Annotated in this window: 28 protein-coding genes; 3 read left to right on the top strand and 25 right to left on the bottom strand. The window is 66.6% G+C overall.

Annotated elements, in window-relative coordinates; translation table 11 throughout:
- Positions 1–3: 3 nt before the first annotated feature.
- The 6 genes from ACUZUJ_RS11670 to ACUZUJ_RS11645 all read right to left on the bottom strand — a co-directional run bounded on the left by ACUZUJ_RS11670 (position 4) and on the right by ACUZUJ_RS11645 (position 6089).
- Positions 4–1230 carry a M23 family metallopeptidase gene (locus ACUZUJ_RS11670; protein WP_510468041.1) on the bottom strand — a complete coding sequence of 409 codons (1227 nt, stop codon included), beginning with the start codon at positions 1228–1230 and terminating at the stop codon, positions 4–6.
- A gap of 11 nt (positions 1231–1241) precedes the next feature.
- On the bottom strand, positions 1242–2951 hold the full coding sequence (locus ACUZUJ_RS11665; protein WP_458220036.1) for a sensor domain-containing diguanylate cyclase: 1710 nt from the start codon (positions 2949–2951) through the stop codon (positions 1242–1244).
- A gap of 115 nt (positions 2952–3066) precedes the next feature.
- Complete coding sequence (locus ACUZUJ_RS11660) at positions 3067–3693, bottom strand: DNA-3-methyladenine glycosylase (RefSeq protein ID WP_458220035.1); 627 nt, start codon at positions 3691–3693, stop codon at positions 3067–3069.
- A gap of 72 nt (positions 3694–3765) precedes the next feature.
- Entirely contained in the window at positions 3766–4725 is a 960-nt protein-coding gene (locus ACUZUJ_RS11655) for a cation diffusion facilitator family transporter (RefSeq protein WP_458220034.1), read from the bottom strand.
- A gap of 67 nt (positions 4726–4792) precedes the next feature.
- On the bottom strand, positions 4793–5362 hold the full coding sequence (locus ACUZUJ_RS11650) for an AprI/Inh family metalloprotease inhibitor (RefSeq protein WP_458220033.1): 570 nt from the start codon (positions 5360–5362) through the stop codon (positions 4793–4795).
- A gap of 82 nt (positions 5363–5444) precedes the next feature.
- On the bottom strand, positions 5445–6089 hold the full coding sequence (locus ACUZUJ_RS11645; RefSeq protein WP_119006315.1) for a TetR/AcrR family transcriptional regulator: 645 nt from the start codon (positions 6087–6089) through the stop codon (positions 5445–5447).
- A gap of 123 nt (positions 6090–6212) precedes the next feature.
- On the opposite strand from ACUZUJ_RS11645, the gene ACUZUJ_RS11640 reads away from it, so the two are divergent.
- Entirely contained in the window at positions 6213–8501 is a 2289-nt protein-coding gene (locus ACUZUJ_RS11640) for a TonB-dependent receptor (RefSeq protein WP_458220032.1), read from the top strand.
- Positions 8502–8518: 17 nt separating this feature from the next.
- Positions 8519–9415 carry a tyrosine-protein phosphatase gene (locus ACUZUJ_RS11635; protein ID WP_458220031.1) on the top strand — a complete coding sequence of 299 codons (897 nt, stop codon included), beginning with the start codon at positions 8519–8521 and terminating at the stop codon, positions 9413–9415.
- A 99-nt stretch (positions 9416–9514) separates the two neighbouring features.
- Here ACUZUJ_RS11635 and ACUZUJ_RS11630 read toward each other — a convergent pair whose 3' ends face one another.
- The 4 genes from ACUZUJ_RS11630 to ACUZUJ_RS11615 form a co-directional block, all read right to left on the bottom strand.
- Positions 9515–9772: a hypothetical protein gene (locus ACUZUJ_RS11630; protein ID WP_049445043.1), complete on the bottom strand. Its 258-nt coding sequence runs from the start codon at positions 9770–9772 to the stop codon at positions 9515–9517.
- On the bottom strand, positions 9769–11121 hold the full coding sequence (locus tag ACUZUJ_RS11625; protein WP_458220030.1) for a TFIIB-type zinc ribbon-containing protein: 1353 nt from the start codon (positions 11119–11121) through the stop codon (positions 9769–9771). Before ACUZUJ_RS11625 ends, ACUZUJ_RS11630 begins: the two co-directional genes overlap by 4 nt.
- A gap of 20 nt (positions 11122–11141) precedes the next feature.
- Positions 11142–12281: an SPFH domain-containing protein gene (locus ACUZUJ_RS11620; protein ID WP_119006311.1), complete on the bottom strand. Its 1140-nt coding sequence runs from the start codon at positions 12279–12281 to the stop codon at positions 11142–11144.
- Positions 12282–12382: 101 nt separating this feature from the next.
- Entirely contained in the window at positions 12383–13267 is an 885-nt protein-coding gene (locus ACUZUJ_RS11615; protein ID WP_458220029.1) for an NAD(P)-dependent oxidoreductase, read from the bottom strand.
- Between the two features lie 416 nt (positions 13268–13683).
- Between ACUZUJ_RS11615 and ACUZUJ_RS11610 the strand changes: the two genes are divergently transcribed.
- The gene (locus ACUZUJ_RS11610; protein WP_458220028.1) at positions 13684–15180 is read left to right on the top strand and encodes a helix-turn-helix domain-containing protein; all 1497 of its coding nucleotides are present in this window, start codon (positions 13684–13686) and stop codon (positions 15178–15180) included.
- A gap of 58 nt (positions 15181–15238) precedes the next feature.
- Here ACUZUJ_RS11610 and ACUZUJ_RS11605 read toward each other — a convergent pair whose 3' ends face one another.
- The 15 genes from ACUZUJ_RS11605 to ACUZUJ_RS11535 form a co-directional block, all read right to left on the bottom strand.
- Positions 15239–15475, bottom strand: a complete 237-nt coding sequence (locus tag ACUZUJ_RS11605; protein ID WP_458220027.1) for a hypothetical protein — start codon at positions 15473–15475, stop codon at positions 15239–15241.
- Positions 15476–15515: 40 nt separating this feature from the next.
- Positions 15516–16760: a hypothetical protein gene (locus tag ACUZUJ_RS11600; RefSeq protein WP_458220026.1), complete on the bottom strand. Its 1245-nt coding sequence runs from the start codon at positions 16758–16760 to the stop codon at positions 15516–15518.
- Positions 16761–16780: 20 nt separating this feature from the next.
- Positions 16781–17128 carry a hypothetical protein gene (locus tag ACUZUJ_RS11595; RefSeq protein WP_049445054.1) on the bottom strand — a complete coding sequence of 116 codons (348 nt, stop codon included), beginning with the start codon at positions 17126–17128 and terminating at the stop codon, positions 16781–16783.
- Positions 17129–17175: 47 nt separating this feature from the next.
- Positions 17176–17760 carry a RebB family R body protein gene (locus tag ACUZUJ_RS11590; RefSeq protein WP_049445056.1) on the bottom strand — a complete coding sequence of 195 codons (585 nt, stop codon included), beginning with the start codon at positions 17758–17760 and terminating at the stop codon, positions 17176–17178.
- Positions 17757–17993 (bottom strand): RebB family R body protein, encoded by a 237-nt coding sequence (locus ACUZUJ_RS11585; protein ID WP_005416652.1) that lies wholly within the window; start codon positions 17991–17993, stop codon positions 17757–17759. The genes ACUZUJ_RS11590 and ACUZUJ_RS11585 overlap by 4 nt, the downstream gene beginning before the upstream one ends.
- A gap of 70 nt (positions 17994–18063) precedes the next feature.
- Complete coding sequence (locus tag ACUZUJ_RS11580) at positions 18064–18336, bottom strand: RebB family R body protein (RefSeq protein WP_005416651.1); 273 nt, start codon at positions 18334–18336, stop codon at positions 18064–18066.
- 60 nt (positions 18337–18396) lie between these two features.
- The gene (locus tag ACUZUJ_RS11575) at positions 18397–18663 is read right to left on the bottom strand and encodes a RebB family R body protein (protein WP_006446865.1); all 267 of its coding nucleotides are present in this window, start codon (positions 18661–18663) and stop codon (positions 18397–18399) included.
- Between the two features lie 26 nt (positions 18664–18689).
- Positions 18690–18959: a RebB family R body protein gene (locus ACUZUJ_RS11570; protein ID WP_005416649.1), complete on the bottom strand. Its 270-nt coding sequence runs from the start codon at positions 18957–18959 to the stop codon at positions 18690–18692.
- A gap of 43 nt (positions 18960–19002) precedes the next feature.
- Positions 19003–19293: a RebB family R body protein gene (locus ACUZUJ_RS11565; RefSeq protein WP_049445059.1), complete on the bottom strand. Its 291-nt coding sequence runs from the start codon at positions 19291–19293 to the stop codon at positions 19003–19005.
- Between the two features lie 300 nt (positions 19294–19593).
- Positions 19594–20904 (bottom strand): transporter, encoded by a 1311-nt coding sequence (locus tag ACUZUJ_RS11560; protein WP_458220025.1) that lies wholly within the window; start codon positions 20902–20904, stop codon positions 19594–19596.
- Between the two features lie 49 nt (positions 20905–20953).
- Positions 20954–21703, bottom strand: a complete 750-nt coding sequence (locus tag ACUZUJ_RS11555) for a hypothetical protein (RefSeq protein WP_049445064.1) — start codon at positions 21701–21703, stop codon at positions 20954–20956.
- 13 nt (positions 21704–21716) lie between these two features.
- Positions 21717–22421 (bottom strand): C39 family peptidase, encoded by a 705-nt coding sequence (locus ACUZUJ_RS11550; RefSeq protein WP_049445066.1) that lies wholly within the window; start codon positions 22419–22421, stop codon positions 21717–21719.
- 99 nt (positions 22422–22520) lie between these two features.
- Positions 22521–23843, bottom strand: coding sequence for a FapB/FapC family functional amyloid domain-containing protein (locus ACUZUJ_RS11545; protein ID WP_049445067.1), 1323 nt, complete (start codon positions 23841–23843; stop codon positions 22521–22523).
- A gap of 42 nt (positions 23844–23885) precedes the next feature.
- A complete protein-coding gene (locus tag ACUZUJ_RS11540) occupies positions 23886–24455 on the bottom strand; it encodes a FapB/FapC family functional amyloid domain-containing protein (protein ID WP_458220065.1) in 570 nt (189 codons plus the stop codon).
- Between the two features lie 41 nt (positions 24456–24496).
- Positions 24497–25027, bottom strand: coding sequence for a FapA family amyloid fibril periplasmic chaperone (locus ACUZUJ_RS11535; RefSeq protein ID WP_458220024.1), 531 nt, complete (start codon positions 25025–25027; stop codon positions 24497–24499).
- Between the last annotated feature and the right edge of the window lie 330 nt (positions 25028–25357).

The raw sequence follows: 25357 nt of genomic DNA, 5'->3' as shown, positions 1-25357 counted from the left end.
GTGTCAGCGTGGCGGGAAGGCGATGACGATGTCGTTCAGCGGCAATTGGTTGCCGCGCGGCACGGGCACGCCGGGTTTCCAGGCCTCCCCTTGGCCGAACAGCTGCGCCTCGCTTTCAGGCCCGAAATCGTCGAAGGCCTGGAAGACGTACGGAATGCCCTCGGATCCTTCAAATGTGGCCTTGTTGGAGAGCTGGAAGTGCAGGTGGGGCGCGGCGGAGTTGCCCGACTGGCCGAGCTGGGCCAACGCCTGTCCGCGCTGGACCCGTTGCCCGGGCGCTACCTTGATGCTGCCGGTGCGCAGATGGGCGTAGCTGGCAAAGACGCCTGGCGAAATTTCCAGGACAACGTAGTTGCCGAACAGGCCATCCGCTGTCAGTGAGACGGGTTCCGGCTGCGCGGTCAGCGGCGGGTGTTCGGGTTGCCCATCACGGACCGCGCGCACGAGGCCGTAGGCGACGGCCAGCACGGGCGCCGCATAACCCACCCAGTCCGAATGGCGGGTGTGCTGCAGATCGCGGGTCGTTGGGCGCACGGCACGCCCACGGTCGTCGACGCCGACCAGATCGAGCGCGAAGCGCTGCGGAATGGTCAGATCACCATTCACCGCCACCAGGCTGCCCCAGTGGTGCGACTGCGCCGCGCCAGGCCCTTCGTGGGCGAGCCATCGGCCGCCGTGCAGGGGCGGACCGAGCGCCATCACCGGCGCCGCGTTGATCGCAACCCGGGCGCCATCCAGTTCCACGCTGCCGTGCTGCCCGGTGCCCAGCAGCATGCGGTGGCGAAGGACGTGCGGCACGTTATCGGTGGCCGGCAGTGACAGCCACAGGAACACCACCATGCGCTTTCCCGCTGCAATGGAGATGGCGTCATCCCCTGAAGGCGACGGCCGTACCCAGTGGCGCAGGGCAGGGGCATCCAGGCTCAGCAGCGGCGTCTCGGCATCGTCGCCGAACACCTGCAGCGATTGCGGCTGCAGCGCCCCGGTGTCGCCGTAGTAGTTGGTGATGTGCAGCTCGTAGGCCAGATGGCGCAGGCCGTCGCTGCCAACGAAGGGAGTCGGTGCGAAGGGCACCCGTGCTTCGACCGGCGCTGGCGCGGGTGCTGACAGCGTGAGGGAAGGAAGCACCAACAGCAGCAGAGCCAGGCAGACGCTGCGGGTCATGCGTGTTCCCCCAAGGCCGACGGTGGCCGCTGCCGAGCATAGCGCTACGCCGGGGCGCCGGTACACCGCCGGGCGTATCAGGGCTGCCGACGAGGATGCTGGCGCACGCGTGCGCGCTCGCGATACAGGCGGCTGTCGGCACGCTGCAGGGTATCGGCCACCGATTCGCCCGGGGTGTGGTGGGTCGAGCCGAGCGAGAACGGCGTGGGCGACTGCCCCGCCTGCTGAACATACCACTGCTCCAGTGCGGCCAGCCGTCCTGGTTCCGGCGCGGTCAGCACCACCATGAATTCGTCGCCGCCCATGCGCACCACGTTCTCCGCCGCACCCAGCGGGGCACGCAGGAAGGCGGCGAACTCGACCAGTACCGTGTCACCCCGCGCATGGCCCTGGGTGTCGTTGATCTGCTTGAAATGATCCAGATCGAACATCAGGCAGGCCCAGGGCTGGTCGATCAGTTCGTCCAGGCGTGGCAGGAAGCGGCGGTTGTAGCTCTGGGTGAGCGGATCCTTGAAGGACATCTCGCGCAGTTGCTGTTCCTGCATCCGCAGCGCCGTCACGTCCTGCGCATGGCCCAGCACGTATGGGGGATTGGCCTCGCTGTCGAGCACGTTGTGATAGGCCCAGAAATGCCGGGTACCATCGGCGGCGATCAGCTCGATGACGCCGGCATCGGTGTGGTTGACCGCGATGCGTCCCAGATACGCCTTGAAGGCGGCCCGTTTCTCCGGCGGCATCAGGTCGCACAGGCTGCGCCCGATCATGTAGCTCTCATCGAAGCCCAGCGACTGCACGGCCGCCGGGTTCACCGAGGTCAGCACGCCATCCAGCGTATGCGTGCAGATCAGGCCAAGGCTGTAGTGGAACAGCCGCCGGTAGCGGGTTTCGCTGGCCTCCAGGGCATCCAGCGCGGCACGTTCCTCGGTGATGTCCTGGATGGCGCCGACCAGCCGCGGCCGGCCATTGACCTGCTGCCGGCCTCCAACCACGCGGGTCCAGATGGCGCGGCCATCGGCGGTGGTCATCGGCAACTGCACCTCCCACGACGTGCCTTCATCGATGCAGCGCTGCACGGCCGTGCGGATGATGTTGCGGCTGTCCTCGCGATAGAACGAGAGCGCGGTGTCGAGCGTCGGTTCGAAGTTGCTGCGCACGCCATGGATCTGCTTGGTTTCGCGGGTCCAGCGCACTTCGTTGCTGGCCAGGTCCATTTCCCAGCCGCCCACCCGCGCCGCACGGTTGGTGCGTTCCAGGAAGTCCTCGCTGCGCTTCAGTTCACGATGGAGGGCTTTGGCCTGGCCGACCTGCGCCATCAGCGTGCTGCGCTGCTCCAGTACCTGGGTGGTGACCCGCGCCAGATGCACCATCAGTTCGCGCTGCGAGGGAGACAGCACGCCCGGCATCGGGTCAAGCAGGCACAGCGTTCCTATGCGCGCGCCGTGCGCCGAGCCGAGCGAGATGCCGGCGTAGTGACGGATGCGCGGGCCACCGGTGACCAGCGGATTGGTGGCGAATCGCGGGTCCTGGCGCGCGTCCGGGATCTCGAACAGCGCGTCCTGCTGGATGGCATGCGTACAGAACGAAATCTCGCGTGCGGTTTCGCTGACGCCTTCCAGCCCGATGTTGGCCTTGAACCACTGCCGCTCGTCGGCCACCACCGAGATCAGGCCCATGGTCATGCCGGTGGCGGTGCGGGCGGCGGCGACGATCGCATCAAAAACGGGCTCTGGCGGGGTGTCGAGCAGATGCAGGCGGTCGAGTTCAAGCAGTCGTTCGGCTTCGTCCATGGCGCTTTTCAGGGCAGGGTGGCGAGGGCGGCTTCGGCGGCTGTCGGGCACTACGCTAGTGCTTACCGCGTTATGTATCGCCACGACGGGGTGATGCCGACGTGACGCATCCCGGTCAGGGTTTGCGGGGCACGCGCGAAGGGCGTACCGAAACGTGACGGTGGTCGCGAACATGCCAGCGCCAGGGAAAGTCCACCGCACGGGTGATGCCGATACGGGGCCCGACCACCGGATCCCTGGGGGGAGGCACGCCATCGCTGGCAATGACAATGCCGTGGCTGCCGGTCACCAGGTCTGCGCCATCGAAGCTGCGGTCCAGCCCGAAGGCCTGCGAGAGCTTGCCGGGGCCGCTGGCCAGATCATGGTCACGTCGGGCCGCCGGGCGCAGCTCGCGCATTCGTTCCAGCCCCGCCAATGGTTCGGCGGCGCGCAGCAGGACGGCCACGCCTTCGCCGGTTTCGCCGCAGACCACGTTGCTGCCCCAGTGCATGCCGTAGGTGAAGTACACATACAGATGGCCGGCCTCACCGAACATGCTGGCGGTGCGTGGTGTCTGCCCGCGATAGGAGTGCGCGGCCGGATCGATGCTGCCGGCATAGGCCTCGACCTCGACGATGCGCGCCGCGCGACCATCGTCGCGCACCAGCAGCTTGTTGAGCAGCTCCGGCGCGACGTCAGTGGACGGGCGCTGGTAGAAGCGGTGCGGAAGAATCTGCAGTGAAGGGGGCAACCAGTCCGGCACGGTAGTGGCAGGCTCGGGTGAAAGACCGTGGCACTGTGGCATCGCTCAGGTGAAACGGGCGCAGACCCTGCATCATTCCGGCGCAGGCGGCGCGGCCAGTGCCGCGCGCCGCGCGGCATAGACTTCGGGCGTCTGCGGTTTGATGAACAGTGCGACCAGTTCCGGATACTCCCGCTTCACCGCCGTTTCGATGCGGGTGATGCAGGCTTCAATCTGCGGGGTCCGCCGATCGTCCTCGAACTCGGCGCTGAGCATGGCCACGACCTGTTCCGGCCCCATCTGCATGGTGGTCACGCCGTTCGCACGACGCAGGTCCGGATCGGTTTCGGCCACCGCCATGATCCGCTCGGCCACCGCGGGGTGGGCCGGTTCACCCACCAGCAGCCCCTTGGTTTCGCGTGCGAGAAGAAAGGCAGTAGCGGCAAGTACGCCTGCGATGCAAAGGGACGCCACACCATCAAGCACCGGCATGTCCAGCATCTGGGCAGCCACGAGTCCGATCAGTGCGAAGCCCAGGCCCAGCAGGGCGGCACTGTCCTCCAGCAACACGGTGAAGGTGGACGGGTCCTTGCTGCGGCGGAATGCTTCGAAGTAGCCGAGTTTGCCCTTGGTACGCCGGAATTCCCGCAGCGCCACCCACCAGGAAGCACCCTCGAACAGGATGGAAATGCCCAGCACGCTGTAGCTCAGCGCGTGGTTGCTGGCCGGTTCCGGCCGGCGGATGTGCTGGATGCCCTCGTAGGCCGAGACGCCGGCACCGGCCGCGAACACCAGCAGGGCGACGATGAAGCTCCAGAAGTACAGCTCACGGCCATAGCCGAACGGATGCAGGGAATCCGGCGCCTTGCCTGCACGACGCAGGCCGTACAGCAGCAGCACCTCATTGAGAGTGTCGACCAGTGAATGCACGCCCTCGCTGAGCATGGCCGAGCTGCCGGAGATGCCGGCTGCGATGAATTTGGCCACGGCGATGGCCAGGTTGCCAGCCAGTGCGGCATAGATGACGAGGCGGGAGCCGGTGGGGGCGGACATTCGGATCTGGGGCAGGGAGAATGCCTGATCTTCCCGATCAATGCGTGCCCGCTGCGTGCACGTAAGGTCAGCGCCCCTTGGGGTTCAGATACAGTCGCGCCCCGTCCGACTCGCGATAGCCTGACCAGCGCCCACCTCCCGAGGCACGGAAGCGCCCGAATACGGTGTTGCTGGTATCGGTCAGCAGCAGCTCGTTGCCCGACAGCACCCAGCGGTTGGCCGAGAAGAAGCCATCCGGGCAGCCGGCAGGCACGTAGGCACTGTAGCCGCCGAACCACGCCATGTTCTTCAGCTCGATGGTGCAGGTGCTGCCGTTCTCCTGGCCCAGTGTCCAGCTGCCGAACAGATCGCTGTCGCGTATATCGCGGTCATCGCGCCAGTCGCCGTTGTTGTCATGGACGCCGAAGCCCACCTCGATGCCTTTGCTTTCGCTGCGCGACTCGGACTGCGAGCTGCCACTGCTGGTGGTCTGCGTGGTCATCGAGCCACTGTTCTGGATCTCGGTGCTGCTCGAATGGGTGGTCTGGTCGGTGCGGGTGGTCTGCTGGCCGAAGCCGAACGAGGCGTCCTGGGCGCGGGCGGGCAGGGCCAGGCAGCACAGCGCGAGCAGGCAGGTACGGGCGAGCACGGCGGCCATTGCAGCATCCTCGGCAGGTTGGATCGCGTGAGTATCGAACCGGTAGGGCGGGAGGCGGTGTGATGGCGCGCCTCAACGCCCCTCAATCGGCCATCACCCGCCCAATGGCATCGGCCAGCAGGGCGCGTACCCGTTCCGGCGGCAGGTCCGGATCGCGTACCGCACGCATCGCCAGGCCTTCCACCAGCAGCCGCAGCAGCAGGGTCCGGCCGGCAATCTGCTCTTCGTCCACGATCCGGCCCTGATCGACATCGCGCTGGCGCAGCCAGGCATGGATCGCGGCACTGGTCTGCTTGTCATGGGTGCGCAGCACCCCCGCCAGCACCGGGTCGCGATGCGCCTCGGCGTTGATCTCCGCATACAGCGCCACGCTGGCAATGGCATTGCCATGGATCGGCAGCACCTCGCCGCGTGCCCATTGCTGGTAGCACTCCAGCAGCCCATCAACCAGATCGGACGCCGCCGGCATTTCGCTGATCGAGGCCTGGTCATGGCGCAGCTGGCGCTCGATCAGGGCCAGGATCAGGGCGCGCTTGTTGGCGAAATAGCGGTACATCAGCCCTTGGCTGATCTCGGCCTCGGCAGCGATATCGCCGATCGAACCGGCATGGAAACCACGGGTGATGAAGCACTTCTGGGCGGCGTCGAGGATTCGCCGGCGCTGGGCTTCGGCATGGGCGGCGGCGGGGGCGTCAGCGGGTGCGGCTACGGCGGTTTTCGGCGTCATTGCGTCAGGTCGGGGCGTCCAGAGGCGGGATAGTACGTCACAAAAGGTGTGAATGAACGGTCATTCATTTGTAATTCCCGCCTCCCAGACTGCGCCGGCCTTCTCCTTCCGCGAATGAGTCCGATGCGCCACGCACTGCTGCACCGCCCGCTGCTCACCCTCGCCATTGCCGCCGCTCTGCCGGCGCTGGCCCATGCCGAAGACACGCCCAGCGCCGACGCTGCCACTTCCGCCGATGCCGCGCGCAGCGTGGTCGCCCTCGACCAGGTGATGGTGACTGCGCAGAAACGCGCCACCAACCTGCAGGAGACCCCGATCTCGGTATCGGTGGTCGATGCCGAAGCGCTGAAGGACCGCAGCGCGATTTCGCTGGGCAGCCTGTCCGATGGCTCCATCCCATCGCTGCGGGTCACGCCATTCGCTACCCGCAGTTCGGCGCTGAACATCGGCATCCGCGGCATCGGCGCTTCCGGCGACGCCAACCAGCCGGCCCGCGATGCCGGCGTCGGCATCTACGTCGATGGGGTGTTCATGGGCCGCGCACAGGGCCTGGGCAACATGCTCTACGACGTGGAGCGCATCGAAGTGTTGAAGGGCCCGCAGGGTACGCTGTTCGGCCGCAATACAGAAGGCGGCGCGGTGAGCATCGTGACCAAGGCGCCCACTGGTGAATTTGGCGGCAGCGTCAGCGCTGGCGTGTCCAATTTCAGCGGCTACAACAGTGCGCTGCACCTGGACCTGCCCAAGGTGGGCGATGTCAGCTTCAAGATCGACGCCGTGCAGGCCAAGCGCGGTGGCACCACCGACAACCCGATGCGTGGTGAGCGCGACTTCAACAGCTACGACAAGCGTGGTGCACGCCTGAGTGCGCTGTGGCAGCCGAGCGATGATTTCTCGCTGTTGTACGCGTTCGACCGTTCCTACGACGCCACTACGCCGTACCACACCCAGGTGCTGGTGCCGGGCGCCTACCTCAGCCCGCTGCAGAAGGCGGGTGCCAGCCTGGACCGCCGCGACAGCGCCATCCTCGGTGGACCGCAGGAAGACAACATCGGCCGCACCAGTGGCCATCTGTTGAACCTGTCGTGGACGCTGAATGACAACCTGGAGCTGAAGTCGATCAGTTCCTACCGCGAACTGACTCAAGGCCAGTTCGACATGGGCCTGGTCGATGCGATTTCGGCCTATGGTGGCGCCGGCACGCCGTTCGGGCGTTACAGCCTGGCGCAGGTCTACCAGCACCAGTACAGCCAGGAGTTCCAGCTGATCGGCAACACCTCGCAGGTGCAGTTCCTCGGCGGCGCGTTCTACTACCACGAAACCGCCGGTGACAATGCGCAGACCCCGAACATGCTGGTGTGGGGGCCGGGTGGCAACAGCTACACGGTGAACCCGGCGACCAATCCGCTGGATCTTTCCCGCGTGCGTATCGACCGCGCCAGCAAGGCGTGGACCGACAGCCTGGGCGTGTTCGGCCAGGCCACGTGGACGCCGGAAGCACTGCAGCGCCTGCACCTGACTGCCGGCGGCCGCTACACCCGCGATGACAAGAAGGGCAGCCTGTACATCGTCAATGGCGCGGCGACGAATCTCGCCTTCAAGGATCGCTGGAGCCGCTTCGACCCGATGGTCAACATCGCCTACGACCTTGGCGAGCACGCAATGGTCTACGCCAAATACAGCACCGGCTTCAAGGCCGGCGGTGCCAATTCGCGTTCGACCAACTACACCGCGTTCGGTCCGGAAGAAGTGACCGCCTATGAGCTGGGCTTCAAATCGCAGTTCTGGGACAACCGTGCGCGCCTGAACCTGGCCGTGTTCGATTCGACCATCGCGCACAAGCAGATGGACTTCTCGCTGCCGTTCGACCCGAACAGCGGCGAAACCCGCACCACCATGGTCACGACCAACGCATTGAGCGATGGCAAGTCGCGTGGCGCGGAGCTGGAGTTCAACGTGATGCCGATCGACAACCTCACCCTCGGCCTCAACTACGCCTACACGAAGATCGATGCGCAGACCGCGACGGACCCGTTCGGCGCAGGGGTGCAGGTGACCGTGCAGCCGCTGCTGGCACCGAAGAACGCGGGCAGCCTGTCGCTGGACTATCTGGTGCCATTCGCAAATTTCTCGGCGCTGAAATTCCATGTGGACGGCAACTGGTCCGATGGCTACTACACCAGCGAGTACGACCAGATGCTGACCGACAGCTCGTTCGTGGTGAACGCACGGGTGGCGCTGGTGGACGTTCCGGTCAACAGCACCGGCACCACCATGTCGTTCTCGCTGTGGGCACGCAACCTGCTGGATGAGCAGCACCTGTTCTACAAGCTCAACAGCCCGGCGTTGGGCCAGACCGGCATCTTCAACGATCCGCGCACCTTCGGCCTGGATGTGGCCGTCAACTTCTGATTCGAACGGAGAACCCCATGAAGCACCGCTCTACCGAACTTGCCCTGGCCCTGATGCTCAGCCTGCCGCTGGCCGTGACCGCCGTTGCGGCCGATACACCGCAGGCCACCGCCGCAAAGCCGACGGCCGCTGCCAACGTGAAGCCGGTGGCTGCCGATGCGCAGCGGGTGATCCCGCTGCAGGGGGCCTGGAACGTGCGTACCTTCGCCGGCCTGCAGGGCCGCCACGGTCCGATTCCGGCCGATGCGTTCGTGCGCACCGCCGACCTCGGTCGCCTCACCGATGCCGACCGTGATGCCCTGGCCGCTGCAGGCGTGAAGCTGGACATCGACCTGCGCACCGCCGATGAGGAAACGCAGTCGCCGGACCTGCTGGCCAGGGATGATCGCTTCGACTACCAGCGCATCTCGCTGATGGGCACCGAGAAGATGGACCTGCAGAAGATGATGAGCAGCTTCCCCGATTCGCTGGGCGAAGCCTACGTGCAGTGGCTGGGCCACAGCCAGCCGCAGTTCAAGCAAGTGTTCCAGCGCATCGCCGCGCAGCAGGATGGCGCCGTGCTGTTCCATTGCACGGCCGGCAAGGACCGCACCGGCATCATCGCCGGCCTGCTGCTGGACCTGGCGGGCGTGCCGAAGGCCGAGATCGTGCATAACTACGCGATCTCCGCGCATTACCTGGAAGGGCAGCCGAAGGACAGCGCGATGAACGCGCAGATCATGGCGCTGATCAAGCAGAACCCCGAGATCGCCCGCAAGATGGCTGGCATGTCCGGTACCGCACCGGACAACATGGAACAGTTCCTGGCCGCACTGCACAGCCAGTACGGTGGTGCGGAAGGGTACCTGAAGTCGATCGGGGTCAGCGAGCAGGAGATCCAGCAGCTGAAGGTGCGGCTGGGGCAGGCGGGCTGAGGGTAGTGCCGGCCGCTGGCCGGCTTCCCTTTGACGTCCAGAGACCGAGGGAATGCCGGCCAGCGGCCGGCACTACCCGCAGCCAGGCATGGCCTGGCACTACTGGTCGGGCTTCACCCGCACCACCCGTTTCCGGTACTCGTACACATTGTCACCGCGGATACGCTTCTCCTCGGTGCCGGTAACCCGGCCCACCTGCTGGTCCGAGCCGGTGACTGGCTTGGCCTCGATCTCGGTCTCGTGCTCGAAGGAATGCGATTTGTCGGTGTTGCGGTAATAGCGGTACAGCGCCCAGTACAGCGCGGTTGCGCCGGCTGGGCCTGCCGCCAACAGCCAGAGGCCACTGTCGTCACTCATGTCGATGCCACCAGGAAGGCAATTGCGAGGGCTTCAATGACGGTGCCGGTGGCCAGTGCCGCCAGCAGCATCTTCCATTGCTGCACGGGCACGCTGCCCATGGTTTCGCCGGTACGGCCGTTTACCGCGATGTAGTGCAGCATGCCGCCGTTCCTGCCGGGCTGGTGGTACGAATACAACCACACCGGCAGGTACATCGACACCCAGCGGGTGCCATGCACCTCCAGCTGTTCCTGTTCCCAGCGCACGCCACGGTTGTAGCGCTTCACCGAACCTTCCACCTGCGAGCGGGCGATCGACAGCAGCTGGTCTTCCAGCCGCGGCCGCAGCTTCTCCACGTCCAGGTTGCGCTTCTCAGAGGTGAAGCCGGCCAGGTACGAAGCGTTCCACTTCACCGCGTTCTTGGTATCGAACGGCAGGATGGTGTTGATGATGTTGTTGGTGTTGGCGCGGGTATCCAGGTTGCCGCGCTCTGCCGAGGATTCCAGCGGCAGGTCATCGACGGTGAAATCCACCTGGCGTTCGATCTGGTAGACATCGGCGTCGTACAGGGTGCGCTTGTTCTTCTCGCTGCCGACGGTGTACTCGCGCGTCTTGATCTCGCCCTTGCCGGCCACCGCCGCGCTGACATTGCTGTCGACGATCATGTAGGGCAGGAACACGCCCACCACGTTTTCCGGGGTGAACTGGTCCTTGAACGCCTTCAGCGCGAACATGCGGCGCTTGTCGACGAACTGGCGGATGCGCGCAACCGCATCGTCCTTCCTGATATGGAAGGGCAGCACCGCATCGGGCACCGCGCCGTTGGCGATCTGCTCGTTGACGCCGAATACATGGCGGCACCAGTGGCAACGTGCCGTCATCGTACTCTCGGTATTGACCGTCACCTCGGCGCCGCAGCCCGTGCATTTGAATGTCATCAGTGCCGAGGTGTCGGCGTCGATGTCACGTGCGCCGGAGGCGATGACCGTGCCGCGCAGCTGGTCGATGGCCTCGCCCAGCCCGAATTCCTCCTCCACGCGTGCGCCATGCCATTCGTGACGGCAGTACAGGCAGACCAGGATGTCGGTACCGGCCTTGGGCCGGATGTCGGTGGCGCCGCACTTCGGGCAGCGGTTGAGGCCGTCCTTCAGCTCGCTGGCCGACGTATCGATGGCCACAGGATCGGGCGCTTCCACTTCATCGCGGATGGCCTGTGGCAGTTTCGAGGTATCCAGCGGGAAGCTGCCGGGCAGGGGAGGGACGTCCTGCGGCGAACCGGGCCCATCCAACGACGCCGCCGGCAAGGGCGGCGGCGTCGCGGGCGCGGATCCGGGCAGCGGCGGTGGGCCGTTTCGGGGATCGGACATGTTCGTTGTGCGTCCTGCTGTTACAGGCCCAGTGCCTTGGCTTTCAGTGCGTCATAGTCGCCCTGGGTGATCAGGCCCAGGTCCAGCATTTCCTTGGCCTTCTTCAGCTTGGCCACCGGGTCATCCGCGGCCGGGGTGACCGGCTGCTGCATGCCACCCACACCGAACATGCCAGAGGCCATGCCGACGCCGACCAGGCCAGCCGCTCCGCCGTTCTCGCCGGCCGACTGGATGCCCTGGGCGACACTGGCCTGCAGGTTGGAATTGCCGCGCGAACCCGACAGCGCATCGGCGCGCTGCACGGTCTTCAGCAGTTCGCGGGTATTGGCGTCGTACTCGATCGAGACGATGGCGGTCTTGACGATGGCCAGGCCACGGTCCGACTTCCACTGGTAACCCTGTTCGACGGCGGCCGACAGGCTCTGCGCGAAGCCCAGCGAGTCCTGCTGCAGCTTGGTGATGCGGTTGCCCTTGCCCGGGTCGTTCGTATACAGGCTGAAGGCCGGGGCCAGCGAACCGACCACTTCATTGAACAGCTGGCTGGCGGCGGCGTTGTCCAGGTCGGTGAAGTCGAACACCTGGCCAGGACGCAGATAGCTGGCCGGCACGAAGTTCTTCACGAACAGGATCGGGTCGACGATCTTCAGCGTGTACGAACCACGCGTGACCGCACCCACCTGGGTGTTGAGGAAGCCGTCGTCCCAGTAGATTTCCGACTGGGTACCGAAGCGGTTGTCCGGCAGCTCCTTCAGCGAGACGAAGTAGGCCGCCTGCTGCGAGCCCGGTTGGCCGCCGAACTTGAAGCGCTCCCAGCTCTGCTTGATGAAGGTGCTGACCAGGCCGTCACCGGCGAAGATCGACTGCGAGTTCAGATCGTCCGAGCGCCACTCGTAGCCACCCGGTTCGGCGACGAATGCGGTGATCGCGCCGTCCTGGAACAGCAGCAGGCCGTAGCCCTCCGGCACGATGATCTTCGAGCCGTTGGTGATGATGTTGGACGAGCCGCTGGTGTTGGAGCCGCGGCCGGCGTTGGTGCCCTGCAGCACCGCCGCGAACAGGGCCGCCGTCGAGGGCAGGCCTGTCGGCACGGTGTAGAAGTCCTTCCACTGGTCGGCCAGCACACCACCGACCGCACCCTTCACCGCCTGTACCAGACCCATGTCCAACTCCCTGTGATTCGAGGGCAGGCACCATGCCTGCCGAGCTGGACTGAATATAGCAGCGGGCAGGGACCACTGTGGTGCCGGAAGATGAATCCGGATCAGGCCCCGCCGGTGGCCGGCGGGCGGCCCCGGATCGCCTGCAGCACGGCCGCCATGTCCAGCCCGCCCAGCCCCATCTGCTGCGCCCGCGCGAACAGTGCATCGCTGGCCTCGATCAGGGGGGCGTGCATGCCCGCCTCCCGCGCGGCATCGGCTACCAGGCCGCTGTTCTTCAGGACATCGGTGATCGAGGCCTGGACGGCGAAGTCCTCGTCGATCATCTTGTCGAGCTTGATCCGCGATACCTCGCTGGCCATCGGCCCGGCGTTGAGCACTTCGGCGAAGCGCGCCAGGGAAATGCCGTGGACCTCGGCGAAGTGCACGGCCTCGCCCAGTGCGGTGACAAGCGTGATCAGGTACAGGTTGACCGCCAGTTTCATGCGCAACGCCGCTGGCACCTGGCCGCACGCAATGCATTGCCGGCTCAGCGGCGCAAGCAGGGGCGAGGCCTCCGCAACGTCGGCATCCTCGCCGGCCAGCATGATGACCAGTTGCGCCGATTCCGCCTGCACCCGCGAGCCGGAGACCGGTGCCTCCACGTAACGTCCACCCGCCACGCGGATCTGTTCGCCCAGCGCCTGCGAATACGCCGCCGAGCTGGTGCCCATGTTGATCACCAGGCGGCCGTGAACGCGGGCAGGGAAGGTCGCCGTGTTCCGCCCCAGCACGCTGTCGATGGCCTCGTCGTTGGCCAGCATGAGAACGAGGGTGCGGCATGCAGAGAACACATCCTGCAGTTGCGTGACGGGCTGTACGCCGGCGATGCGTGCCGCTTCGTGGTTGCGCCCGGAGCGGGACCAGCCCAGCACGGTGTGCCCGGCCCGCGCGAGGTGGCCCGCCATCGGCGTGCCCATCACGCCCAGGCCGATGAATCCCAATGGCATGGCAGGTTCCCGATCATGGCAAGGCGCCCATCATGCCGCAGATCGGCGAAGGGCAGGTTGCGCGCAGCACATGCAGTTCACCACTCCCTGTGCTGCTTCGCAGGCAAAGATAATCCCGGATATTCACGTGATTATCATCACGATTTTAATGAAACTCGCCTTCGATAATCCCGGGGACGAATGCGCGTGTCTGCGCGTGGGGAACCGGGATCCGTCCGACGTCCGCTTCGTCGACCTACCGACGGCAACCCCCTGGGGGCATGGGGGCGGACAGTGTGCACGTTCACCTGCGTGTGCTGTGGCTGGCGCGAGGCGCGGCGGGGGCGTCGCAGCATCACGCAGTGAAGCCGCACGGTACCCATTGCGCGATCGCCCGCTGCAACGGCAGCGGGTTGCCATTCGAAAGGGGAGTTTCAATGCACAGGCAAGTCAGTGAGATGTTGCAGCGCGCCTATCGACCCCACCGGTCCTTGCCCGACCTGTTGGGCGCGTTCGTGAAGGAGTTTTCGCAACACCATGCAGTGCGAGGCGGCCGCGTCCATCTGCGCGGTTCCGGTGCAGGCCATCCGGACGGGGCCCCGATGGCGGACGCGGACGATGAAACCGGCGCCAGCCAGCGTCTGCCGATCCGCTATGCCGGTGAAGTGCTGGGCGAGCTGCAGCTGGAAACGCAGGCGGGGCGGCTGGACAGCAGTGCGCTGGCACTGGGTGAAGCATTCGCGCATCGCTGCGCGCACCTGATCAAGCGATACGAAGCACAGGCGTGGGCCGAGCAGGCGCTGAGCCGGCCGTTGCTGCTGGTGGGTACCTGCGATGCGCTGAAGCGGCTGGAGGAATTCATCGAGCGCGCTGCCGCCAGTTCACTGCCGGTGCTGCTGCGCGGCGAGTTCGGTACCGAGAAGATGGAACTGGCCGCCGCACTGCACAGCGGCAGTCCGCTGCGGCGGGGGCCCTTCATCGAGGTGAACTGCGCCCATCCCCAGGAGGAACCCTCGGACTGGTTCCGTCACGCGCGTGGCGGCACCCTGTACTTCCACGAAGTCGACGAGTTGCCGGTGGCGCTGCAGGGACAGCTCTCGCATTGCATCCGTGGCCTGCAGCCTGCATCGGGCGAGGCGGGTGCGGCACAGGCCATCCGGGTGATCGCGTCCACCAGCGCCGATCTGGAGCAGCGCGTGCGCGACCGGTTGTTCTCGCGGGCGCTGCTGGCCGGCCTCGAGTTCCTGACGGTGGATGTTCCTCCCCTGCGCGAGCGCACCGAGGACATCGGCGCACTGGTTGCGCGCTCACTGCAGATGCATGGCTTCAATCCGCAGGTAATCAGCGAGGACGTACTGCAGACGCTGCGCAGCCACGATTGGCCGGGCAACCTTCTGGAAATGGAGCGCGTGGTGGTTCGCCTAGCGGTCATGACCGGCGGCCGGAGCATCCGCCGCGAGGATGTGCTGCGGCATGCCCCCGGGTTGATGGCCGCCGATGATTCCGTTGGCGCCGACGCAGGGGCCGAGGCCCGCATGGACACGCCGGCAACGCAGGACAACGGGCGCGATGTCGCCGCAGCGGCGGCGGCAACGGCACAGGAAGGCCTGCACGATGGCCTGAAACGTGCCCTGGCCTATCTGAGGGACCATGCCGCGGAGCCGCTCACCCTGGGCGACCTCGCTCGCCAGGCCCATGTGAGCCAGTCGCACCTCGGCTTCCTGTTCCGCAGCGAGCTGGGCACGACCTTCAAGCTGCTGCTGCAGCAACTGCGTATCGAGCATGCCAAGCGGCTGCTGCGGGATGGGCAACGCCTGCGCATTACCGATGTCGCACTGCAGGTCGGCTTCGGTGACCTGAGCCACTTCGAGAAGAGTTTCCGGCGCGTGGTGGGGGTCAGCCCGCGCAGCTACCGGCGAACGCCGGATCAGTAAAACAAACGCCCCGGTGCAGGCGCGGGCCTGCCCGGGGCGTTGGGGGGCAGGCCAGGCGTTAGCGCGCGTTGGCTTCAGCAGCGCGCTGCACAGCCAGTTCGGCGGCTTCATCCGCACGGCGGGCGGCCTGGTTGGCGGCCTCGACCGCGCGTTGCGAAACCTCCATCGCGGCGCAGATGCCCTTTTCACTGGTGGCCATGGCGGCGTCCGCGAGTTCCTGGGCGATCTCCATCGGGGTTTTTCCCGCCGGATAGGCGGGGGTGGGCATGCCGGGAAGCGGGGTCGGGAAGGTCATCGTCGGTGCTCCTGCTGGGGATGAGGGGGGAACACCGTCGTCACGTTCCCCCAGGATATGGCGCAATGCCGCCTGGGCATCGGCCAGGATCTTCTGCGCCTGTTGCCGGGCCGCCAGGCGTCCGGCAGCAACGGCCGCGCCGGCTGCCGAGGCGAGCGCCTCCGTTGCTGCCTGCACGCCATCGCTTCCCGGCGCTGGAGGCGGGTTCACACCGTACCCGCCCGGTAGCCCACCTGCGCTTCATCGCCCAGGAAGTGACGGGGGGGCGGTAGTCCTGCAGGGTGATCACATTGTCCTCCACCTGTATCAGCGCCTGCCCTCTGGAGCCATCGACCGCGAACTGCACGCTGGCACCATCCTGCCCGAGCTGGCCACGCGAGACCGGGTGTTCGTTGAGGAATTCCTGCGCATCGCGCAGCTGCCACTGCGCGGCTTCGCGCAGGCCGTGGTCATCCCGCAGCAGGTCGGGGCTGTTGTCGAAGCACAATGCCATCTGCTGGGCGGCCAGTGAGATGCGTGCATAACCGATCTGCCGGTTCGCGGCCAGGCTTGCGGCAATCGCCTCGCGCACCTGCTCCGGCGACGGCAGCTGTGGCAGCTGCGGCCCGTCCAGGAAGTCGAACAGCATCGGCAGCAGCTGTTGCAACGCGCGGGTGGCACGACTCATTCGTTGCTCGCTGCTTCCGCCCCCTGCGCTTACGTGCTGGTAGAAACGGAAATAGTCGGCGAACTCAATGGGCCGGCGCGCGTGCAGCAGCGCGAAGCGGGCGGCGTCGGCCAGATCATCGCGCCCTGCGCTGGACATTCCCACCTCACCGGCCAGCTGGTGGAGCGCCACCGATTCACGGAAATCCAGCTGCTGCAGCAGGGGCGCATCGGCTGCGCCGATCGAGGCCAGGAAGGGCCGGAACGCACCGAGTTCGGTATTGGTCAGCAGCCGGTGCCTTGCCAGTACGCCCTGTGCCTCGCTGTGCGACAGGCGTGTCTCTTCGTCAAATTCCATGTGGCGCAAAGCACTGAGATCGCTGCTACCGAGGCTGAGCAGCTTGATCGGGCCGATCTGCAGGCCGATGCGCGGCAACCAGGTCATGCGTGAACCATGCAGGCCCTGCTGCACACCATCAAGCATCGCGCCCTCGTCGGCGAAGGCGTAACGGTGCTCATGTGATTCCATGGCCCACTTCAGCCAGTGCTCGCCGCCGTCGATGAACTGAAGGACATGCCTGCAGGATTGACTGATCAGGTTGGCCTGGGGGATGGAACGACCGGCAATGAAAACGCTCATGCGTGGCTCTCCTGGCGGCCTCACTGGGCCGGAAAATCCTTGAGGACGGTCGCAGCGGCACTGCCGACCCGGGTGAAGTCGTCGGTGGCCCCCTGCATCATGGTCTGCGCCTGCGTGAGCACCCTTGCATACTTTTCGTCCCCCGTCGCCAGGTACTGGGCCATGGCCACGCCGGCGGCGGTGGTCGCAATGGTAGAGACATTGCGCAGGGCATCGGCGGCATCCTGCACGGCGATCGCCGCAGACTGGGCCACCGACTGGTAGGCCTTGCCGGCGCCACTGGTCTTCACCACGGACGCGGACATGGTGGCCGTTTGCACATGGTTGATCACATCGATGACCTGGGCGTTGACGTAGCTCGGGTCCATACGGGCTCCTTGATGGGCGGGTGCGGCCGCAGGCGGCCTGCGCGGTGTCAGGCCCCGGCGTCAGGGTCGTCTGCCGGGGAAGGGGAGGCGGAGTCTGGCGCGGGATCCTGGGCGGGACCTGCGGCCGGATCCGGACCGGGCGTGGGGTCGGGCGCAGGACCGGGCGCGGGCGCTGCCGCATTGCCTGCGAGCGTTTCGAGTGCATGCAGGCTGCTGGTAGCGGCCGCAGCGTCGGCAGTGGCACCGTGGGTCTGTGCCTGCAGGACGCTGATGGCGGTCTTTCCTTCTGCGGTGGCCGCGGCGATCACTGCCGCAGGCGAAGGCGGCGCCGGCACCGGGCCGGGCAGGGGGATGACCTGCGGCGGTGGCGGCGGAGGGGGTTCCGGCGCGGGCGGCGGCACCGGCCAGGGGGCATTGATCATCTTCGCGCAGGTGGCGGTCACCGCTGCGTTGCTGACCATGCCCGCACCCTGCTGGCGCGCGACAGCGTTGTGCATGGCGGTGCCGAGCGTTTCCAGCATCACCATGTCCAGCATGCTGAAGGACTGCGCCGGCCCCTGGGCCACCAGCAGGGTCGACGCAGCGGTGACGCTGTCGACGATCTGGCTGTTGACGGTGTTCTCACTGTTCATGACGGAACGGCTCCCTTCTGGATGATCAGAGCCAGGACCTGTGCCAGGCTTGCGCCGGCGGTTACCTGGCCGCGTTGCTGGTTGGCCACCGCGTTCTGCATGGCAAGGCCGAGGCTGTCGGCCATCGCCAGGTACGTGGCGGACATCGCGAACGAGGGGGCGAGGGCGATCGCCACACCGGATCCGGCGCTGGTGGCTGCCAGCAGGTAGCCGGTGGCGGGCGATGCGGCCATCGATCAGGGGCCCGGCGTGACGCCGCCCTGAGCGGGGGCGCGGTGGTTGGCGTCACGCCGGGCCGACACGTCAGCGCAGGCCCAGGATTTCTCGGGTGGCCACGCCGTTGGAGGCGGTGTCGATCGCATACAGCGTAGACACCCCCTGGGTGGTCGACGCCTGCATGGTCACGTAGGACTGCTGCTGGTTGTTGGTGGCGTTGTGCGCGGCGTTGGACAGCGCCTGGCTGGTGGCCACGAACAGGTTGCCCATTGCGATGGCCGGTGCATCACCAAGCACCTTGGTGTTGACCTGCGAGACCGAATCGGTGATCTGGCTGTTGACGGCGGTGGGAAATGCCATGGTGGAAGCTCCTAGGATGGACAGCACTACAGGAACGGAGATTGCCGGCACTCAATGGATTCAGCCGAGAATCTTCCGGGTGGCGGCGCCGGTGGCGCCGGTATCGACGGCGTAGAGCAGCGCAACGCCCATCGTGGTCGCGGCCTGGGCCGTGACATACATCTGCTGCTGGGCGAGCGTCGCGTTGTGGGCGGCATTGGCCAGCGCCTGTGCGGTGGCCTGGTACAGCGTGCCCATTGCCGTGGCAGGCGCCACGCCCAGCACCTGCAGGTTGGCCTGGCTGACCGAGTCGGTGATCTGGTCGTTGACGGCCGTGGGAAATGCCATGGCTCAGCTCCTTGCCTGCCGGCGCATCACGCGCCGAGGATCTGCTTGGTGGCCACGCCGGTGGTGGCGGTGTCGATCGAGTAGAGCGTGGCCACACCCATGGTGGTGGCCGCCTGCGCCGTCACATAGGACTGCTGCTGCGCATTGGTGGCGTTGTGGGCGGCGTTGGCCAGCGCCTGCGCAGTGGCCTGGTACAGATTGCCCATGGCCACGGCGGGCGCGTCGCCCAGCACTTTGGTGTTGGCCTGGGTGACTGAATCGGTGATCTGGTCGTTTACAGCGGTCGGGAATGCCATGTCGATCTCCTTGGGGTTGGCGGGTCAGCTACGGAACGACGGATCAGGAACCCAGGCCGCGAACGCGGGTGCTGAGGATTTCCCTGCTTGCCACGGCGGTGGTTGCGGTATCGACCGAGTACAGCGTGGCCACGCCCATGGTGGTGGCCGACTGCGCGGTCACGTAGGACTGCTGCTGCGCATTGGTGGCGTTGTGGGCCGCATTGGCCAGCGCCTGTGCGGTGGCCTGGTACAGATTGCCCACCGCCACGGCGGGCGCATCGCCCAGCACCTTGGTGTTGGCCTGGGTGACCGAATCGGTGATCTGGTCGTTTACCGCGGTTGGAAATGCCATGTCCTGCTCCTGCGAAAGGGTGGAAGTGCGTGGTATCCAGTCTCACGGTGCGTTGCCTGCAGCGGCCTGGGCTTCACCGTGGGGCCAGAGTAGGAAATGGCGTCGCCGCCGGATTGGCGGAATCGACGGAGAATGCGGGCGGATCACCGTGAAGGTGCGGCGTGAATACGGCGGAACTGATGATCAACGCCGTCATCGCCAGCGCTGGCGGGTTGCCCGGGAGCACACACAGGGCCTGCAAAGGGGGGCCGCGATTCGGCGACGACGGGCAGCGGCCACGTCGTCGCCGGATCGGGCGGGTCAGAGCATGTACGGAATCTTGAATGCCAGGGTGAAGTCCGGCGCATCCGGGGTCAGCCCGATGCCCAGCAGGGTGACCAGCGTGGTGTGCTGGTTGAGCGCATAGGTCACGCCCAGATTCAGTGACGCCGCGTTGGCGTCGCTGCCGATCACCTTCATCCACTTGCCGCCCTGGAAACGGGTGGAGGCGCGGGCGCTGATGCGGTCGCTGAAGGACAGGCTGAGGCTGGTGCGCTCGTTGAACGCGAAGGCCACGCCGGCGCCGAAGTAGACCGAGCCACCCAGCTTCACATCACCCGGGTTGACCGTGTCGGGGTTGCTGTCGATGTCACTGAAACCACGCGGGAACGAATGCACGTAGCCGAGGTTGGCGAACAGGATCGCCGGATCGGCGGTCTTGACCATCGACAGGCCCACGTTGGCCTGCCACACGCCATTGCCGGTGGGTTGCTCCTTGGGCACGGCGAAGCGGATGTAGTCATCATCGTCGCGTTCGATCACCTTCCAGTCCAGGCCGTAAGGTGCGCGCCCGGTGGGAGCGGTCACGCCGGCGGTGAGCACGGTCTCCGGGCGCCAACCGCGCTCGCCGAACAAGCGGTAATTCGCGCTCAGGCCAATATCGCCCAGGCCGTTGCCATTGGTTTCTTCCTGCGCGATCGCGGCCGCCGCACCGCCGGCGCCACCCTTCTGGTAGACGGTGCGCCGCGCCAGGTAGGGCACGTCCAGGTTGAGCGTCAGGTTCGGGCTGACGCCCCAACGGGCGGCCAGATTGTAAGTGAGCGAATCGGATTCGACGTTCTCGATGGCGATGTTGCCGAGGAAGATCGCGTCCAGTGCGAGGAAGCCGTTGAGGGTGAGCTGCTTGCGGTCGTAACGGGCGTAGGTGAGGCTGTTCTCGACGGTGAAGCGGCGCGAGAACAGCGCCGATTGCTGCTGCTTCACGTCATCCACGCTGCGCCGCGATTCCTGCTTCGCCTGCTGCGCCTCGGCGGCGGTACTGGCGTAGCCCTCGCCACCCGGCGAAGATTGTAGAGTCGAGCCATGCTCGACTGCCGTAGCCGTAGCCGTAGCCGTAGCCGTAGATGGGGCCATCGGGCCAATCTTCCCACTCAGCCGCGCCTGCATGGCCTGCACCTGCATGTCCAGTTCGCGTAGTCGCCGCACTTCCTGTGCGTAGTTGGATTTCAGTTGCTCCAGCTGGTTGGCCAGTGCCTGCACGTCGGCGCCATCGTCCGCCGCGGGTGGCGCGGCGAAGGCAGTGCCCGCCAGCGCCGCCAGCGCCAACGGGGTGATCCTCATCAGGGTGTGCATGTTCGTGTCCTGCGTTGTGGAACGCTTCCCCCAACGCCGTGCCGTGGTGCTACCGGCCCGGCCCCATGCCGCGGTTCATCGCAATCGCCTGGGCCACGTTCTGGCTCAACGGCAGGTTGCCGCCCGCGGTATCCCGCACCAGCTCCAGCCGCAGCTGGTTGCTGGCGATCTGGCCGTCACCGTTCAGGGCGATGCCCTGGCCGACGCTGCCGTTGCGTATCCATTGCTGGACCAGGCCCTGGCCATCCACCTGCAACAGCAGGCGTGCCTGGTTGCCGTCCAGCACCGCAGAGGCCGAGAGGCCTGCATCCTGCGCACTGAGCGAATGCGCACCGTCACCCGACAGGGCCGGCACCGCGCCATTGCGGACCACCAGCGTGGTCGCATTGCGGGCGACGTTGCCATCGCCGGCCACCTGCACGCTCTGCACCAGGCCGCTGGCATTGGCCAGGCCACTGCTGTCGATGTGGCGCCCCTGCGTCTCCGGCAGCGGCGCATCTGCGGCGGTCACGTGCACGCTGGGCTGGAAGCTCAGTTTCGGGCTGCCGCCGCCACGGAAGTCCATGCCCAGGGTCAACGCCCCCTGCAGCACCGTTCCGTTGCCGGCCTGCCACTGCGAGACCATCGTCACCCCGAACCAGGCCACGGTATTGCCGCCCACGGTGTAGCGGCCCCGCATCAGGTTCAGTTCGGGATCCGGGATTTCCTTCAGGCCGCGGCCGGGCGCAGCATCCGCCGCCTGCAGGGGCAGGGCGGGGCACACCAGCAGCAGGACCATCAGCAGGGGGTGGCGGAACATGGCGGAGCCTCCTTCAGAACAGGTCGGCGTGGCTGAAGCCGAAGTCGACCAGTTCGGCATCGGTGATAGGCCCCTGCCGCGCGTACAGCGCGCGCGCACTGGGCCGTTCGCTGGGTTGCAGCAGGACCGTGTTGCGATCGAAATCACTGCCGATCACCACGAATACGGCGCGCGATGGCCACGCAGCGAGGAATTCAGGCAGCGCCAGGCTGCGGTTGCCAAGGATGGGATCAGCCACCTCGACCACGCCGTCGCGTACCTGCTTGAGCACCACGAAGTGGCGAAAGCCGCGCACGTCCATCAGGACAAGACCGGGAACGCGAAGCGTGCGCAGGCGTGCCTCATCGATGCGATAGCCGCGCCCGCGCATGCCCAGCGATTCCACGTAGCGCTTGATGTCGAGCAGCGAAAAGCCGCGCTCGGCCACCAGCGCCGGATCGGAGACCCCCATCATCCCTTCGATCACCGTGGCCTCGTCGGTATCCAGGTGGTAGGCATGGCGCAGGATGGTCGCCAGTGCGGCCGCCCCGCAGCTGTAATCGGTGTGCTGCCGCACCACGTTGCGGTAGCGCCGCTCCTGCATGCTTTCCACGTTCTGCTGCAGCAATGCGCCATTGGGCAGCACGCCGGCGAAACGGACATCGCCCGCCCATGCCGACGCGCTGCCCAGCAACAGCAGGCAGGCCAGCAGGCATATCGAGAGGCGGTAGCGGCTCATCGTGCTCTCCAGCAGCAGGAGGGAGCCCCTGCCCCAAGGGGGAGGAGGGACAGGGGCTCCCGGGAACCCGGCCATTGGCGGACGGCCGGGGTGGTGCGCTTACTCGCCGTTGCCGCCACCACCGCCGGTGCTGGGCTGGGCTACGGCCAGGGCCAGGCTGTTGGCCTGCAGGTTGCCGGTGCCCGCCGCCACGTTCACGCCGATGTTGCCGGAGGCGCCGGAGAAGGCACTGCCGGACAAGGCCGAGGTGTTGGTGGCATCGACGTTCACCCAGCGCGTGGTGCTGACCGTGCCGCTCAGGCTGGCGTACAGATCGGCCACGCCCAGTTCGACGAACTGGCTGGTGCCGCTTTCACGCGTATCGAAGCCCAGGCCGCCCACCCCCGGCCGGTTGGGGTTCATCGTGGCGTTCTGGATCTCGTTGTCCAGGTCGATGTGGCCGGTACTGTTGCCACCCGGATGCGGCAGTGCGCCGTTCCACGTATCCAGGTAGTAGTTGGCCATCTGGTAGGCGTTGCCGGTGCCGCGGTAGGTGCCGGCGCCATAGCCCAGCGTCAGGCCGCTGACGCCGCCATGCATGCCGACCTGCACGGTATCCGTGTAGGACTGCACGAAGCCGGCGTTGCTGACCGTGTTGCCGGTGGAGACCTGGTTGGAGCTGATGCTCGACTGCGCCACGGCGGTGGTCGCTACCGAGGCCGCGAGCGCGTTCTTCTGCTCGTTGTTGTTGCCCGAGGCGATGTTCACGCCGATGTTGCCGGACGCACCGCCGAAGGCATTGCCACTGAGACCCGCGGCATTGGTGACGCCGGAGTTCATGGTGGCGTTGCCGAAGCCGGCCTGGTTGACGAACACCTCGGCGTCGGCCATGCCGAAGCTGAAGGACGCATCGGCAGCGGACAGCGAGGCGGCGTTGTCCTGGGCGTTGTTGTCGCCCGATACCACGTTGAAGCCCAGGTTGCCGGAGGCACCGGCACCCACGCTGTCACCGATGGACGCACTATTGGTGACCAGGCTGTTGCTGGTGGCGTTGTTGCTGATCGACTGGCGGTTGTCGATCACCGCGATGGCCGCCGAGTCGAGGTCGATGTCGCCGGTGATGGTGGGGTCACCGGAGAAACTGACGTCGGTGCTGAGGCGCAGGTCCTTCTCCAGGTTCACGTCGACGCCGTGGTTGTTCTTTTCCTTGCGCTCGTCGGCCTGGATGGTGCTGTGCTTCTGCACGTTGACGTTGACGTTGACGGTGCGGTTGCGTACGTCGTTGTCGGTATGGTTGTGGGTGTCGTTGCGGGTTTCGCTGACGGTATGGTTGTGGTTGATGTTCGCGTTGGCGTTCTGGTTGTCCCAGCCATTGGCCGCAGCGGCGGTCGAGGCAGTGGCAATCGCCATGGCGAGCATGGTCCGTTTGACGGTCGCTTTCATGGTGCCCTCTCTCTCATCAGTGGTGCATCGGTTGGGTGGTTGTCACGGGCGGTCCTGCACGACCAGGCCCAGCACATTGGCCGTGTCGTTGCCGCTGCCCGCGATCTGATTGAGTTGCAGGACCCCGTCGAATCCCCGCAGCGCCGTGCTGGTGACACCAGCGCTGCGGGTGCCCGTCGCGACGCCGCGACCGGCGTCGTCCCGCCCCCCTGCCAACGCGGAACCCTCGGCGGCCAAGGCCGTATCGTCGGTTTCGCGTATGCCCTGTCGGGCCAGCGTCGCGCTGACGACGTTGAGTGTCGTGTTGGCGATGCCGCTGGCCTGGTTGATGGATGCGATGCCACTGGCGCCTGCCAGCGCGTTGCCGTCGATGACGGCGGTAGCGTGAAGTGGTGCGCTCAGCACGCGGTTGCCGCCCTGCAGTTGCCGGTTGCCGATCGACACGTCGGCACGTTCACCCGTGGCGATGCCACGCAGGTTGGCCTGCAGGTTGAGGTCGCCGGCCGCCTGGTTCACCGCGATGGCGCCGTTTGCACCCGCCAGGGCGTGACCGTCGATGCGGGCCACGTCGAGGTAGGCGAGCATGCCGCTGTAGTCGTCGGCATGCGCCATCAACGGCGTGGCGAACAGGACCAGCAGCCAACGTACCCGCTTCACTTGCCACCTGCCGGGGCCGGGCCCTGCAACGGGAACTGAGCGAGCGCGCCGCGCACGGTATCGCCGATGCCGCGGGTGCTGTTGCCGACCGCGCCGAGCGGGCCACCCAGGGCGCCACCGAGGCTGCTGCCGACCATGCCGTCACTGCTGCGGCCCAGCGTGCCGCCCAGGGCCTGCTGGGTAACCCGTTCAACCGTCGTGCCACGCGGCGACGCGGCGGTGGCCGCCTGGCCGGCCCCCATGCCGGCATAGTCCTCATCGCTCAGTTCGTCCATGCCGGTCGAGGCGCCACCGGTGCCCAACGCGCTGGCAATCTTGCGCTGTGGTTTCGGGTCGGCGATCAGCGCCATGCCAGGGGGCGCCATGCGATAGGCCGGCCGTGCAGACACGTCCCGCAACAGGACAATCTCGCCCGGTTGTGCCTTCACGCCCTGGCGGGCGCCGGATGCAGCGGCGTCCGCGCCGATCGCCAGCAGGGTCACTGCCAGTGCTGCGGCCAGGCCGCGAAACAGGGTGGTGCCGTCCATGCCGATCTCCCGCGATGGGTGCGGCGGAACCACGCATCAACCGTGCCAACCCCGGAAGGCCTGTGCGGCCTGCCGGCAGCTGCTGGACGGAGCAGGGTGCTGCTGCCGGGCTGTTACAGCGGCGTGGGAAAAATGTTGGGATTGCGCAGCGCCAAGCGCCGCAGGGCAAGGCGGGCGCCCGACTGTCGCACCGGTGTTACAGGTGCCGCCGCGGACTGTAACGACGCCGCTTCAGCCAGTGTTTTCTTGACGCGCCGCTCATTGCGCCGCCATTTAGCGCAGCGCTAGGATCCGCCCAACAAAGGCCGCCGCGGTGGCCGTAGAGGTCCC

The organism is Stenotrophomonas sp. S4 (assembly GCF_054187805.2).
The sequence above is the reverse complement of the archived record's forward strand: the minus strand, read 5'-3'. Positions and strand labels throughout refer to the sequence as shown.

What these genes read in the sequence shown, in the direction of transcription:
- ACUZUJ_RS11665 (WP_458220036.1), bottom strand. Translation starts at nt 2,951, where the DNA reads ATGGACGAAGCCGAACGACTGCTTGAACTCGACCGCCTGCATCTGCTC.
- ACUZUJ_RS11655 (WP_458220034.1), bottom strand. Translation starts at nt 4,725, where the DNA reads ATGTCCGCCCCCACCGGCTCCCGCCTCGTCATCTATGCCGCACTGGCT.
- ACUZUJ_RS11650 (WP_458220033.1), bottom strand. Translation starts at nt 5,362, where the DNA reads ATGGCCGCCGTGCTCGCCCGTACCTGCCTGCTCGCGCTGTGCTGCCTG.
- ACUZUJ_RS11645 (WP_119006315.1), bottom strand. Translation starts at nt 6,089, where the DNA reads ATGACGCCGAAAACCGCCGTAGCCGCACCCGCTGACGCCCCCGCCGCC.
- ACUZUJ_RS11640 (WP_458220032.1), top strand. Translation starts at nt 6,213, where the DNA reads ATGCGCCACGCACTGCTGCACCGCCCGCTGCTCACCCTCGCCATTGCC.
- ACUZUJ_RS11635 (WP_458220031.1), top strand. Translation starts at nt 8,519, where the DNA reads ATGAAGCACCGCTCTACCGAACTTGCCCTGGCCCTGATGCTCAGCCTG.
- ACUZUJ_RS11630 (WP_049445043.1), bottom strand. Translation starts at nt 9,772, where the DNA reads ATGAGTGACGACAGTGGCCTCTGGCTGTTGGCGGCAGGCCCAGCCGGC.
- ACUZUJ_RS11625 (WP_458220030.1), bottom strand. Translation starts at nt 11,121, where the DNA reads ATGTCCGATCCCCGAAACGGCCCACCGCCGCTGCCCGGATCCGCGCCC.
- ACUZUJ_RS11620 (WP_119006311.1), bottom strand. Translation starts at nt 12,281, where the DNA reads ATGGGTCTGGTACAGGCGGTGAAGGGTGCGGTCGGTGGTGTGCTGGCC.
- ACUZUJ_RS11615 (WP_458220029.1), bottom strand. Translation starts at nt 13,267, where the DNA reads ATGCCATTGGGATTCATCGGCCTGGGCGTGATGGGCACGCCGATGGCG.
- ACUZUJ_RS11610 (WP_458220028.1), top strand. Translation starts at nt 13,684, where the DNA reads ATGCACAGGCAAGTCAGTGAGATGTTGCAGCGCGCCTATCGACCCCAC.
- ACUZUJ_RS11605 (WP_458220027.1), bottom strand. Translation starts at nt 15,475, where the DNA reads ATGACCTTCCCGACCCCGCTTCCCGGCATGCCCACCCCCGCCTATCCG.
- ACUZUJ_RS11600 (WP_458220026.1), bottom strand. Translation starts at nt 16,760, where the DNA reads ATGAGCGTTTTCATTGCCGGTCGTTCCATCCCCCAGGCCAACCTGATC.
- ACUZUJ_RS11595 (WP_049445054.1), bottom strand. Translation starts at nt 17,128, where the DNA reads ATGGACCCGAGCTACGTCAACGCCCAGGTCATCGATGTGATCAACCAT.
- ACUZUJ_RS11590 (WP_049445056.1), bottom strand. Translation starts at nt 17,760, where the DNA reads ATGAACAGTGAGAACACCGTCAACAGCCAGATCGTCGACAGCGTCACC.
- ACUZUJ_RS11585 (WP_005416652.1), bottom strand. Translation starts at nt 17,993, where the DNA reads ATGGCCGCATCGCCCGCCACCGGCTACCTGCTGGCAGCCACCAGCGCC.
- ACUZUJ_RS11580 (WP_005416651.1), bottom strand. Translation starts at nt 18,336, where the DNA reads ATGGCATTTCCCACCGCCGTCAACAGCCAGATCACCGATTCGGTCTCG.
- ACUZUJ_RS11575 (WP_006446865.1), bottom strand. Translation starts at nt 18,663, where the DNA reads ATGGCATTTCCCACGGCCGTCAACGACCAGATCACCGACTCGGTCAGC.
- ACUZUJ_RS11570 (WP_005416649.1), bottom strand. Translation starts at nt 18,959, where the DNA reads ATGGCATTCCCGACCGCTGTAAACGACCAGATCACCGATTCAGTCACC.
- ACUZUJ_RS11565 (WP_049445059.1), bottom strand. Translation starts at nt 19,293, where the DNA reads ATGGCATTTCCAACCGCGGTAAACGACCAGATCACCGATTCGGTCACC.
- ACUZUJ_RS11560 (WP_458220025.1), bottom strand. Translation starts at nt 20,904, where the DNA reads ATGCACACCCTGATGAGGATCACCCCGTTGGCGCTGGCGGCGCTGGCG.
- ACUZUJ_RS11555 (WP_049445064.1), bottom strand. Translation starts at nt 21,703, where the DNA reads ATGTTCCGCCACCCCCTGCTGATGGTCCTGCTGCTGGTGTGCCCCGCC.
- ACUZUJ_RS11550 (WP_049445066.1), bottom strand. Translation starts at nt 22,421, where the DNA reads ATGAGCCGCTACCGCCTCTCGATATGCCTGCTGGCCTGCCTGCTGTTG.
- ACUZUJ_RS11545 (WP_049445067.1), bottom strand. Translation starts at nt 23,843, where the DNA reads ATGAAAGCGACCGTCAAACGGACCATGCTCGCCATGGCGATTGCCACT.
- ACUZUJ_RS11540 (WP_458220065.1), bottom strand. Translation starts at nt 24,455, where the DNA reads ATGGCGCATGCCGACGACTACAGCGGCATGCTCGCCTACCTCGACGTG.
- ACUZUJ_RS11535 (WP_458220024.1), bottom strand. Translation starts at nt 25,027, where the DNA reads ATGGACGGCACCACCCTGTTTCGCGGCCTGGCCGCAGCACTGGCAGTG.